Origin of the sequence: Rossellomorea sp. y25 (genome assembly GCF_038049935.1) — a bacterium.
Classification (GTDB): domain Bacteria; phylum Bacillota; class Bacilli; order Bacillales; family Bacillaceae_B; genus Rossellomorea.
Map to the genome: position 1 here is coordinate 4,268,694 of NZ_CP145886.1, position 12,684 is coordinate 4,281,377.

10 protein-coding genes are annotated in these 12,684 nt (G+C 43.9%); all 10 read right to left on the reverse strand.

Annotated elements, in window-relative coordinates; genetic code table 11:
* Positions 1-48 precede the first annotated feature (48 nt).
* The 10 genes from AAEM60_RS21360 to AAEM60_RS21405 all read right to left on the reverse strand — a co-directional run bounded on the left by AAEM60_RS21360 (position 49) and on the right by AAEM60_RS21405 (position 12,667).
* Positions 49-633 (reverse strand): hypothetical protein, encoded by a 585-nt coding sequence (locus AAEM60_RS21360; RefSeq protein ID WP_341357082.1) that lies wholly within the window; start codon positions 631-633, stop codon positions 49-51.
* Positions 634-868: 235 nt separating this feature from the next.
* Positions 869-1,033, reverse strand: coding sequence for a hypothetical protein (locus tag AAEM60_RS21365; RefSeq protein ID WP_341357083.1), 165 nt, complete (start codon positions 1,031-1,033; stop codon positions 869-871).
* A 122-nt stretch (positions 1,034-1,155) separates the two neighbouring features.
* Positions 1,156-2,445, reverse strand: a complete 1,290-nt coding sequence (locus tag AAEM60_RS21370; protein WP_341357084.1) for a helix-turn-helix transcriptional regulator — start codon at positions 2,443-2,445, stop codon at positions 1,156-1,158.
* A 44-nt stretch (positions 2,446-2,489) separates the two neighbouring features.
* On the reverse strand, positions 2,490-3,551 hold the full coding sequence (gene rsgA / locus AAEM60_RS21375) for a ribosome small subunit-dependent GTPase A (protein WP_341357085.1): 1,062 nt from the start codon (positions 3,549-3,551) through the stop codon (positions 2,490-2,492).
* Positions 3,552-3,766: 215 nt separating this feature from the next.
* On the reverse strand, positions 3,767-7,186 hold the full coding sequence (locus AAEM60_RS21380; RefSeq protein WP_341357086.1) for a S8 family serine peptidase: 3,420 nt from the start codon (positions 7,184-7,186) through the stop codon (positions 3,767-3,769).
* Positions 7,187-7,520: 334 nt separating this feature from the next.
* A complete protein-coding gene (nagA, locus tag AAEM60_RS21385) occupies positions 7,521-8,690 on the reverse strand; it encodes an N-acetylglucosamine-6-phosphate deacetylase (RefSeq protein WP_341357087.1) in 1,170 nt (389 codons plus the stop codon).
* Between the two features lie 61 nt (positions 8,691-8,751).
* Positions 8,752-9,678 carry an ROK family protein gene (locus AAEM60_RS21390; protein ID WP_341357088.1) on the reverse strand — a complete coding sequence of 309 codons (927 nt, stop codon included), beginning with the start codon at positions 9,676-9,678 and terminating at the stop codon, positions 8,752-8,754.
* Positions 9,656-10,627, reverse strand: a complete 972-nt coding sequence (gene pfkB / locus AAEM60_RS21395; RefSeq protein WP_341357089.1) for a 1-phosphofructokinase — start codon at positions 10,625-10,627, stop codon at positions 9,656-9,658. The genes AAEM60_RS21390 and pfkB overlap by 23 nt, the downstream gene beginning before the upstream one ends.
* Positions 10,620-11,471 (reverse strand): tagatose-bisphosphate aldolase subunit GatY, encoded by an 852-nt coding sequence (gene gatY / locus AAEM60_RS21400; RefSeq protein ID WP_341357090.1) that lies wholly within the window; start codon positions 11,469-11,471, stop codon positions 10,620-10,622. The genes pfkB and gatY overlap by 8 nt, the downstream gene beginning before the upstream one ends.
* Positions 11,468-12,667 (reverse strand): SIS domain-containing protein, encoded by a 1,200-nt coding sequence (locus AAEM60_RS21405; protein ID WP_341357091.1) that lies wholly within the window; start codon positions 12,665-12,667, stop codon positions 11,468-11,470. The genes gatY and AAEM60_RS21405 overlap by 4 nt, the downstream gene beginning before the upstream one ends.
* Positions 12,668-12,684: the final 17 nt, after the last annotated feature.

A 12,684-nucleotide genomic window follows, 5' to 3' on the forward strand; every position in this document is an offset into this window, starting at 1 on the left:
ATTGAGTGTACTCCGTAAGTAAAATGTTTTCTTTTTACCCCCGCTAACTTACAGGGCACTTTTCCCTTTTATCCAATGAAGATAGGCCAAGGGAAGTTTCGAGATACCTACTGGGTTCTCTGCAACTATATCTTCCAATTCACCGTGTAATTCCAGAATTCTTTTCATTTCCTTTTTCACTCCTTCACTATCCTTTTTTATTGATTCCTGCAAGGTCTCCTGGTCATCATCTTTCACCTTCAAACCAAACCCGACTGCAAGAGATGACTTAGATTGTTCCTTGAGCTTGTTCCACTCTTCAACTTCCAGTGAATGAAAGGGAACTAATGTCTCATTTGAAAAATCAAACCAATAAACCCCAGTCTCCCCTACGCCTTTTACTATGTTTTCTCTTAATAAAACAACGATAGGCTGGAGGTTTAATTGATTTAATTCTTCCATAACTTCATACAACATCTGAGCTAAGGTATTTAAGTGTACCAGTGGGATTTTTTCAACTTCAGTTCCCGATTGTTTTTTAGTAAATCCGATGGTGTCTTTAAATATTTGAAAGGGAAATATTCCTTTATTGTCCAAGCTCCTTTCAGACTTCTGATAGCGAGGATCTGTTTGGTTTCCAATCTCACTCGTCACTTGTGACTCTTACCTCCTTTCTTAACGTTTTTTCTTTCTAAATTAACTATAATGGATGAATATGGTTAACTAAAATAAGTAAAATAGTCGTTAAAATTTCCTTGATAACGTCAAAATTAAGCCTTAGGATTTTACAAGAATGACGTTGAATAACCGTTGGATCCAATCTGCTTTCCCGAATTCATATAAAAAAACCTGCTATCTCTTCGATAACAGGTTTTACTAATAGGATTGATTAACTTGTATAGCCTTGTGAAAAAGGACCAGGTTGAGATTCATCATTAACAAGAATTTGTTGCTGGGAATCACCAGGGTTCTTTTCAATTCCCTTTGTGTAAGATATGACCGTTCCGCTTAATACGAATGATAAAGATAATAAAAGCACTTTTATTTTCAACATATTCAACTCTCCCTTTTTCATCTGATAATCATATCTTAAATGAAGAAGGGGGTTAAAAATAACTAGTAAAATCACCGTGCTTTTTCTCGCAATTATACCATTATTTAGGTCTATTTATTTACTTATTGATAGATTTTGGGAGCCTCTTTTACCTTATTGTCATTTTTTAATGCAATCTGATAGTACTTTGCCGCCATTTTATATGCATTCACATTATAATAATGGTCGCCTAGCGTGACTGCATGCTTTTTTGCCAACAAGAATTGCTGATGATCCAGAGAGAAGTGAATGAGTTGCTGCATTTCTTTCTCATAGTTATAATCATCCCTGCGCACTTTGTATAATTCAGCTACTAATGCATGTATATCTACATATAAATAGCGCAGATCCAACGTTTCAACAATTTCTATGGCTTCATTTAAGTAGGTATTGGCCAGATTCCATTCTTTTAACTCAGAATATACTTCTACTAAACCTCTTAAAGAATAAATTCTTTCTTTATCATTCCCTTTATGTATAGTAAGACTCTTCTTGAAATGTACAATAGCCTGGTCAAACTCTTTCATCCCTTGATAAACTCTTCCATAGTTGTATTCTATCATTCCTTCAAATGTATTATCATGATATTCATCCACCAATGATTTAGCTTTTGAAAGACAGTCTTTCGCCTCTTCAAACATTTGGTCTAAATGATATTGAACGCCTAAAGTGATGAGCACAGAGATGATATTAGTGGTGTTTTCAAATCGTTTGTATAATTTATAAGCCTTCAATGTATAGTGACGACTGATGTCTTGTTTTTTGTTCAACCTCTGCTTGACCAAGCCCAAATTATAATACAAATGAGCCCTTTGAATGCTCTCATCATCTTCCATCAATCTGTCCGCTTCTGAATAATAGTCATCAGCTTTATGGAAGTTTTGCTTTTGATAGAAATAGTTTCCGCAGGCGATATAGTAAAACATAGAATCTTCAGGATAGTATTCGTGTACGCGATCAGGTAATAATTTCAGAGAATTGGTATAGATACGATCCGTATTTTTCATTGAATTTATCCGAACATAATAATGCAATAAGACTCCATGGATCTGCAACAGAACAGGTACAGGATGCATCTCCATAGAATGAATCTCTAAAAAGGAGATTTCCCTTTCCGACATATGGTTCGTTACTTTATAATGGTCAATCGTTTCTTGGATGGTCGCCTCAAAATTGGTAATATCGTTATCTGTTAAATATTCAATGGCTACATCCAGTTTTTCAGAGATTTTATGTAAAAATGCCTTGGAAGGTTTTATTTTTCCATTCTCTATTCTGCTAAGGTACGTAATGGAACAAATACCTTCCACTAATTCAGACTGATTCATTCCTTTATGAATTCGCAATTGCCTTATTCTTTCTGCTAGAAACAATGTTTCATCCCTTCTTCTACCTTTTTTGGAATTTGAATGCCAGACTACCTTCTATTGGACCTTGTCCGATCACCGGAGACCTTCTTCCATTTTTCCTTTTCAAGTAACTGAGTTCTTTTATTCGTCTGTCTGTCTAAATAGGCTAGTTCTTTCTGGAACTTCTTGAAGTTATCATATCGTTTTTGATCCAGCATTCCTTCCTCAATAGCCTGTTTCACACGACAAGCTGGCTCATTTTCATGCCGGCAATCACTGAACTTGCAGTATTTAGCTAATTCTTCAATATCTGAGAAGCTTTTTGTCATACTATTGTCTACATCCCAAAGTTGCAGCTCTCTCATACCAGGGGTATCAATCAGGACTCCTCCTTCTGGCAGTATGATCAATTCTCTATGAGTGGTCGTATGCTTCCCTTTATCATCGCTATCCCTGATTTCCTTTACTTGCTGTTTGTTCGCTCCAAATAAATAGTTGCATATTGTTGATTTCCCTACACCAGAGGAACCAAGAAGTGCAACTGTCTCGCCTTCCAAACAGTATCCCTTCAAATATTCCAATCCAACGCCTTCTGTTGCACTAATCGCATGGATTGGAACTCCGGGAGCAATACTTTCTATTTCGTTGATACGTGATTCAATGTCATCACATAAATCACATTTGCTCAACACAATAACAGGATTTGCCCCACTTTCCCACGCTGTAATAAGATATCTCTCTATCCGCCTGAGGTTAAAATCACTGTTTAGAGACATGACTAAAAACACGGTATTAATATTCGTTGCCACGATTTGCTCCTCGGCAGATTCACCTGAAGCCCTTCTGGAAAATTTACTGAAACGGGGAAGAATCCCATGTATAGTAGCTTTTTTCTCTTCTTTCCGAACAGAAAGTGCCACCCAATCCCCTACAGCGGGAAACTCGCTTCTTTCTTCTGCAACGTGTCTGAACTTACCCGACACCTCTGCTAACAGTTCTTCTCCTTCGGTTATAACCCGGTAAATGTTTTTATGTTCAAGAATAATTCTTCCTACTTCATAACCAAGTTCCTTATACTCATTAAACCTTTCAGCCAATGATGAATTCCAACCCAATTTCGATAATTCCATACGTTTCCCCCCTGTGTGTAATCCTACCTGTTGAAAGTATCAGATATTAAAGAATATTCTAAAATAATACTATACCACATTTTTCTTATGGATAATATATCCTTCTTATGTTTAAGACAAAGGGTCTGATGCCAGAACATAAAAAAACGAGGGGGATCAACCCCCTCGTCTCTATCACTTTTCGGGACACGGTGCCTGTCCCCCCGTCCCACAATCTATCGCTTAACCGTGAATTTCCTCGGAACAGATGACAGCGTCAATCCACTCTCATCCTTCACAGTAACCTTCACATAGTAGTCCCCATCCGGATAATCACTGTCAGGAGCCCATGGCAGGTTATAGATGGAATGTTCGTCATGGATGTCTGCTTCTTCAAGTGTGTTCCCCTGTGCATCGGTAATTTCCAAATGCCAATCAAGGCGTTTGTATCCGAAGAGCGTCAGGCGCAGTGGCTTGGTTTCACTTACGCTTGAAGCATTGTTGATGCCTAAATAGTTAATAAGCGGTTCGGCGTTTAAATACGTTTCATCCCCCTGATACGCAACCCCCACATTCCGGGCATTGTCTATGGCAGAGATTGTGACCAGTTCCGGTTTCACTTTTGAGATGTACTCTGATCCCCCGTTTTGAATCCGTTGGGACTTTCCGTTCACCCAAAGCAGGCTGCCAAGAGGACCGGTACCCGTGTCTGTTATATCCCAGCTGATATGGTAGTTTCCATCCGGCATTTCTTCCACCTTGATGTCTTCTACTTTAGGAGCTTCGGAATCTACTTTTATCGGAATCTTGGTCTCTTGAGGTTCAGCACCCTCATAGTTTAACGTGCTCGTATAGACGTAATAATATTGTCCATCCTTTATCGTTTTCCCATCGTCGTCAGTAGAATTCCAGAATAATCCTTCCATTTTATAAGAGTAATTTCTGTAGCTCATGATGTTCTTTCTGAACTTATACGGACTTCCATCCTCTGTGAATTCACTAAAGTTGCTTATCTCTTTAATGGTGTTCCCTTTTTCATCCTGAATGCTCAGGGACATTTCCTTCAGGTTACGCAGCGCGGTGAAGGAAGGATAAGCCCCCTCACTGACGGATCGTGATGACACGCCTATCTTTTCTTTATTGAAGGTTCCAGTGGCCGGATCATATCCGATCGGCAACGAATCAATTTCATTGAACAGGACCGTATACCCCAAGAATGCATCCCCTGTTACCGGGCTTTCATCCACATTCGCCATGGAATCCCAGTCTCCGTAGTACCCCATAAGCGGTACGGAAAGTGTCGTCAGTTCATTTACCGAGCTTCCTTTTGGTACAAAGCGTACAAACCCTTCAATGAAGCGCCCTTCACTCAGCTCTTCAGGCAATTCAACTGAAATCTTCACTTCCTCATCACGGTGCGGTTTATATTGATACGGTTCCGCTGGATCGTACGTCTTGCCGTTGATCTTGATGTCTGCCCCTGTAACCGGTACAGTGTGAAGCGTTAAGTACTCTCTTTCCACTCCATCATGTGTTTGTTTGGTTGTTTCGTCTGTAATTAGATCGATCATAATCTCATATTGGTGCTGAGGCTTCACAAGATTTTTCTTTAAAGGCTCCACATTCAAGGTGAAATCAAAGCTGCGTCCCACTTCTTTCAGAGCAACAGAAGCGGCCTGCTCTAATGGAACACCCGAACGTTCAAGGAGATATGGCGTCTCCATCGCACGGTCGATCTTCATGATCCCGGAACCTTGTCTTCTTGGTGAATAAACCGAGTGATCATTGGTTGGATTCGTCAGGGTTTCAGACGTATTCATCAATGCGTTTTTCGCTTTTAATACCGTTTCCATCTCTTTCGGAAGACCCAGCTCCTGATAATAGTGCTGTAAAAGAAGCGCGGCTCCGCCTGCCACCTGCGGGCTTGCCATGGACGTTCCGCTCATGGTTTCATATTCGTTATTGATCACTGTCGAAAAAATCTTCCCGCCTGGTGCCGTGATCTCAGGTTTGAAGCTTAAGTCCGTTGGAGATCCAAAGGATGAGAACGTGGACATCGGCTCGGTTGCCGTATTTTGAACCTTCAGCACTTCGTCAGTCAGTTGCACCGTCACTTCTTCACCGGACTTCAATCGCTCTGCGAGTTCATTTCCATTCACTTGATCGGTTGTGACCGCCGGAATGAAGTACGGGCTGAAGTATAGGTTTGCATACGATGTCACTTGGGGAGGTGGAACCACCATCACTGCCACAGCACCTTTCCCTGCAGCTGCGGTCTGCATATAGGTTGCGGGGGAATAGTATTGCGATGGCTGTGCGACCGCGATCTTCCCTTTCAAGTCAAGGTCCTTGACCGCTGCCGAATTCCCCTCACCTACATAAACCAGTTCGTATTCCTTGGATGGATCCAGCGTCCCGATCAATTTCTTGATCCCCGGCTGAATTTGATAGCCGAATAGAGTTCCATCTGACAAACGCAGCCCGTCCACTGTCATCATGTCGTTCTCTGAAGAAGCGACCTGTAGGGCATACGGTGTCACACCAGGGTCTCCCACGAGCCCGATGTCAGGGTTTTTCGCAAAAGGCAATTGAGACCTTTCCAGCAAATTGTTCTTGGTGCTGTAAGCCGCATTCCCTGCCGCCGCAACGACCAGGACGCCTTGTTCTGTGGCATATTGAATCGAGCGCTGGACGGGATCATTTGAATCTACGTTTCCAGCATCTGAGCCGAGGCTAAGGTTGATGACGTCTGCGCCCATTTCAACGGCGTGATAGATCCCTGCTGCGATATCATCGTCATAAGCGCCGCCACCCTTATCGGAGAATACTTTTTCCGCTAGAAGCTGTACATCGGGAGCAACCCCTTCTGCTTTTTTCTTCGTTTCTTCATAGGCTCCAACGATCCCCGCTACGTGCGTTCCGTGAGAATTTGAGGTTGGAATGACGTTGGTATCGTTATCTGCCCAGTCGTACCCTGTAGGAACTTTATCTGTATACCAGGCTTCGTCCACTTCGGTTTGTTGAAACTCATCTTGAAGGTTTTGTTCCGTTAACTTCGCCGCTTTCTTTCCTTCTTCCGAAAGCTGCATCGCTTCGTGACGGTGGTCCACACCTGAATCAACGACCGCTACGACCATACCTTCCCCGCGCGTGTTATACTTCGTCCATGTATCCATGGCCTCAACGAGCTCTTTGCTGTCTACAACGGTATGCTCATATTGTTTGGAAATGCGAACATCCTTTACGCCATCCAGCTTAGCGATTTTTTGAACCTCACCAAGTGTTGTATCCACGCTGAAGCCACTGAAACCTTTTGAAAATGTGTGTCTCACTTTAGACTTTGAGTCCTTTTTACCCGAAATGACATTCTTCACCTTTTCAACTTGAGCGTGCGTCGACGACTTCGCATGCTTGTTCACCTCAACCTCAACGACAATCCTTACATTCTCATTCGGATCGAAGGAAGACTGATCCACACCGTACAATGGATCATTGTTCTCTTTGAGTAGTTCCGCAAATGGATTCGATTTCTCCGCCAAAACGGAATGTGGAACCTTCTCTTGTTTGGAAAACTGAAACTCCGCACTTGCTGATGCCCCGAACGTCCCTGCAGCCATCACACATGCCAATAAAGATGGTACGACCTTTTTCTTCATGACTCTACTTCCCCTCTACTATCTTGTATTCTAACTATTCTTATTTTTAATAGTAGATAGAGAGATCGCTTGCGTAAATGGGGGTTTTCAAGCACTTTTCTTTTTAATTTTAAAGGTATTTAATACCGGTTTGGTGAAGAGAGAATTCCATTTAATAGTCTATTAGTCTGATTATTTAAACATTAAATCCCTTATTTGTATAAATATATATTTAAAATAACCCCAAGTGGATAAAACATAGGGAAAGTACCCTAACCTACGCCTTGATTGGGACGGGGGGACAGGTCCCTTGTCCCAGAACCAAATAAAGACAAGAGGTTGAATCCCCTTGTCTCTATAATTCTTGGGACAGGGTGCCTGTCCCCATGTCCCACACCACTTCCCCATTGACGAATGTGGCTTGGACGTTCCAGTTTTGGTCTATGAAGGCGATATTGGCTTTTTTGCCGATTTCTAGGGTCCCGATTTCGTGATCGATGTTTAGTAGCTTTGCCTGGTTTAGACCGACCATTGGCAAAATGTCCTCAAGGGGGAGGTCCAGCACCTCTGTCATATTCTTAAGACAGTCTAACAGATTCGTTGTACTACCCGCCAAGGAGTTGGTTTCTACGGTCCTGGCAATCCGGTCCTTGACTTTCACGTTCATTGTTCCTAGAGTGTAATCACCGTCAGGTAAGTCGGTGGCAGCCATGGAATCGCTTATTAATAGGATGTTGTCTCTTCCTTTTGCTTTATGTAATAGTTTGACCGCCCCCGGATGGACATGATGGAGGTCTGCGATGCATTCACACAGGCAGTCATCATTGGTCAGGACCGCGCCGAGGCATCCCGGGTCACGGTGCTTGAAGCCCCGCATTCCGTTGAATGTATGGACCGCGACTTTTGCTCCATGGGAGACAGCAAGATTCGTGGTTTCATAGTCTGCATTGGTATGACCAATTGAAACATGGATCCCCTTACCCGCTAGGTAGCGGATGACCTCCATGGCATGAGCTTTTTCCGGCGCAATCGTGAGGACTTTTATGGTGTTATGCGACGCATCAATCAGGTCTTCTATTTCTTTAATAGAAAGCTCCCGCATGTACTCGACAGGGTGTGCCCCTTTATGTTCAGGTGTGATATATGGACCCTCCACATAGGAACCGAGAATTTCGGCTCCTGTCGTTTGACCGATGGCACTTCTTACTGCTCCAACCGCCTTGCGGATACTTTCGGGATCGTGGGTGAGTGTTGTAGGCAGGAACCCTGTTACGCCGTATTTGGCAAGGGACTTAGACATCTCGTTTAGGGAAGAGACACTTCCATCCATCGTATCATGTCCCGCGATTCCATGAATATGGAGATCAATCATTCCTGGTATGGCAGAACAACCGGGTAAAGCGATGATGGGACATGATGGAGGTTCCTTTGTTATCCCTGAAATCCGCCCATCTTCAATGAGGAGGTACCCGTTTTCAACTATTCCTTCCGGTGTATATATGTGGTCAGCCTTCACAGCTTTCAAGTTCTTCATCCCCTTTAATATAAATAAACAGAACAAGCAACACCATCAGAGGTGCTGCTTTCTAGACTGATTCTTTCATGTTCAACCGGTTTAAGGCAAGGTAACATGCTCCGTATAATCCAGCATCATTTCCCAAGGCGGAAGCAATAACCTTGTCCTCACACCCGTACACATCCATAACTTCATTCCGTACTTGGTTATTTATATCTTGGAAAAGAGGACCGGTACCCTCTGTGATCCCGCCCCCAATGATGATCTTTTCTGGGTTGAGAAGATGAATCACGTTGGATACTCCTATACTAATATAACGGATGAACCGTTGATAAACGCCAAGGGCGACTGGATCGCCCGCCATGACAAGCTCCATGATCGTTTCACCTGAAACGTTTTCCACTCCGATGACATTTCGTATGGCTTCATCCTTATAGTCCTGGACAAAAGCGGAGGTGGATGCATACCGTTCAAAGCAGCCTTTTCTGCCGCAACTGCACGGTTTCCCCCCTGTAACAATGACGGTATGGCCAAGCTCTCCCGCAAGTCCCCCAGAGCCATGCATGACTTGACCATCCATCACAATGCTGCTGCCGATTCCAGTACCGAGGGTCAGAAACACAGCGTCACGCTTCCCTTTGAGGGCACCTTGCCACATCTCGCCAAGGCATGCACTTTTCACATCGTTTTCAACGGATACAGGCAAGTGGGTCAAATGAGACAACTTTTCTCCAAGCTGCGCCCCACTATATCCTTCTATATTATTTGAAAATAATATCATCCCCCTTTTATGATCAACCAATCCACAAGATGATATCCCGATGGCAGAAATGGGTTGATCAAGCTGAAACGTTTTCACTTTTTCATTTAGAACATCAACGATTTCATTGCTTATGGGGGTCGTTGTCTTTCCTTTCGAAAGTAGGTGTCCATGTCCATCAAAAACACCATATTTAATAAAGGTTCCCCCGATGTCAAAACACGCGATATGACTCATCTTCCATTCCCCCAATCATTTCAATGACGTCAATTTCCTTTACAAATCGTTTTACATGAACCGGATTTATGGAACCTGTCTTTTCCAACATGGCGTTTGACATCCCACATGCGCAAGCCCATTTTAGCACTTCCTCTATGGGGTAACCATGGGAATAAGCGTGGGTGAACCCCGCCAGCATGCTGTCTCCGGACCCGACAGGATTCACCACGTTCACGTTCGGTATCCTTGCAAAGAGGACCCTGTTCTCACTCACTAAGAAGGCTCCCTCCCCCCCAAGGGAAAGCAGCACGTATGGAACTCCTTTCTGACATATGGATTGTGCCTGCTGAAGCATATCACTTTTAGAGTTTGTCTTTCTCCCTATCAAGTCATTGAATTCATCCTTATTCGGTTTAATCAAGAAAGGTTTCCCGTCCATACTGTCAGTTAGGGCCGGCCCGCTTGTGTCCAATAGCATTCGAACTCCTTTTTGATTGGCTTTTTCTGAAAGCCCTTTGTAAAAGTCGTTCGGTATTCCTCTCGGCAAGCTTCCGGACACAACGACAAAGTCTACTGTATCCATGATGTAAGCGAACATTCGATTAAAACGCTCGATTTCATCTGTGCCAATGACTGGTCCCGGTTCAAGGATCTCGGTCTGGCCCCCCTTTGAGAGAACAGCGAGGCAAGACCTTGTTTCCCCTTGTATCGAAACAAAATGATCGTGAAGGTTCATATGCGATAGCTGGTTCTGAATCCATTCTCCGTTTTTCCCACCAAGAAATCCCGTGCATGTAACTTGATTCCCTAACCCGGATAGCACCCTGGTGACATTAAGACCTTTACCACCTGGTGTTTTTTCAATAGAAGAAACTCGATTGACCCCTCCGATTTGAAACTGTGACAGAGTATAGCGGACATCGATCGCCGGGTTTAACGTGACGGTTGCTATCACGGACCTACCCACGATTGAAACTGCCGCAAAGTTTTATTTTCTCCGCTACCACCTGTTTCATTTGGACAACCGCATCTTTAAAGTAATAGCGTGGATCATTGGCTTCAGGATTCTCCTGAAGATAACTGCGGAGCCCTTTGACAAACGCCATCTTTAATTCCGTTGCTACATTCACTTTGCATATGCCCCGGTCAATGGTCTCGCGGACAAGCTCATCAGGAAGCCCCGATGCACCGTGAAGGACAAGTGGGACATCCACTTCCTGCTGGATGACCGCCAGCCGGTCTATATCAAGCTTGGGCTCTCCCTTATATAAACCATGTGCAGTACCGATCGCAACGGCCAGCGAATCAATGCCGGTCCTCCTGACAAACTCCTCTGCCTGCTTCGGGTTGGTATAGATCTGATCCTTCTCGTCTACTTCTATGTCATCTTCCATGCCGCTTAATCGACCAAGCTCAGCCTCTACCGCCACGCCAAATGGTGCGGCATATTCGACGACCTCCCTGACAATCCGTATGTTTTCTTCAAAGGAATGGTGGGAGGCATCGATCATGACGGATTGAACGCCCATATGGATCAGATTCTTGATATCATCCAGATTTTCGTGGTGATCAAGGTGGAAGCAGACAGGAAAATCATAGCTTTTCACCGCCGCTTCCATCATCTTGATCAGGAAGTTCTTGCCCATATATCGGACGGTACTGGGTGTCGCTGCGATCATGACAGGAGAACGAAGATCTTGGGCAGTTTCAAGGACTGCCTTGAGCGTTTCCAGATTATGAACATTGAAAGCAGGGACTGCATATCCTTTTGACTGAGCATCGGCCAGAATCAACCGCTTTGAATGAATCATACTTTGTCTCCCCCATTCTCATAAGGATAAATCTTGACACCTTTCACGACTCGATTCACGAGCCCAGATGGAGAGGGATTATCCGGGGAGAATCCCAGGTGGATTGATTTATACATTGCAAACAATTGGGCATACATAACAAATGGTAACGTCAGGAAAATATCCTCTCTGATCGTATCCAAACCTACCGAAAGAAAAACATCACAGTGATTCTCGGCGTCATCATCCTTAATGGAGGAGACCGCCACGACTTTCCCCCGACTCCGTTCTCCGTAAAGTTCTTTCAGGATATCCAGGTCATACTTCCTTGTGTGAGGGTCGCTCGACAGGTATACAAACACCATTGTCCCCTGGTCCAATATCGACTTGGGACCATGCCGGAAGCCCAGTGAAGAATCAAAGAAAGATGAAATGGTTCCCCCTGTCAGTTCCAGTAGTTTAAGAGAGGACTCCCTCGCCAGTCCCTGAAATACGCCGGATCCTAAATAAACGACTTTTGAAAAGGAGGTAGCAGCCAATTTTTCTACCTCTTGTGCCGCACTTTTAATAATCTCTTCACCAGACTGACTGATTTTCTCTATAAGATCCTTCATGGCAAGAATACGTTCATTTTCAAATAGAAGCAACGAGGAAAGTAGCATTGTCGTAAAGCTGCTGGTCATGGCAAATCCCTGATCATTCGCTTCCTCCGGCATATAGATGACGAGGTGATTGGATTTCTCCTTTGTTTTCTTCGCCAATAATCCATTTTTATTGCAAGTAAAAGCGACCCCGTAAAAATCATCGACAAGTTGTTCGCCTAATTGAACGGCAGCCAGGCTCTCTGGACTATTTCCCGATCGGGCAAACGAAATCATCATGGTCGGCACATCCCTATCTAAATATAGATGGGGGTTGGAAACCACATCCGTCGTGGCAATACACTCCAGGGCCATGTCTTGGCTTTTCGCAAGCTTTCTCATATGGGGGAGTAAAGTTTCCCCCACAAAAGCGGATGTGCCCGCACCTGTCAATATGACTCGGATGTGAGGATGCTTCTCTTTGATTCTCTTAAAAAATGGATTCAGTTCGTCTTGATCTTTCAGCATGATTTCGATGGTTTGTTTCCAAAGTCTTGGCTGTTGGGTGATTTCTCTTGATGTATGGACTGCACCGGAATGCTGATGTTCCCACTTGTTTGAATGTAAAAGTTCCATACGTTTTCCTCCTGTAC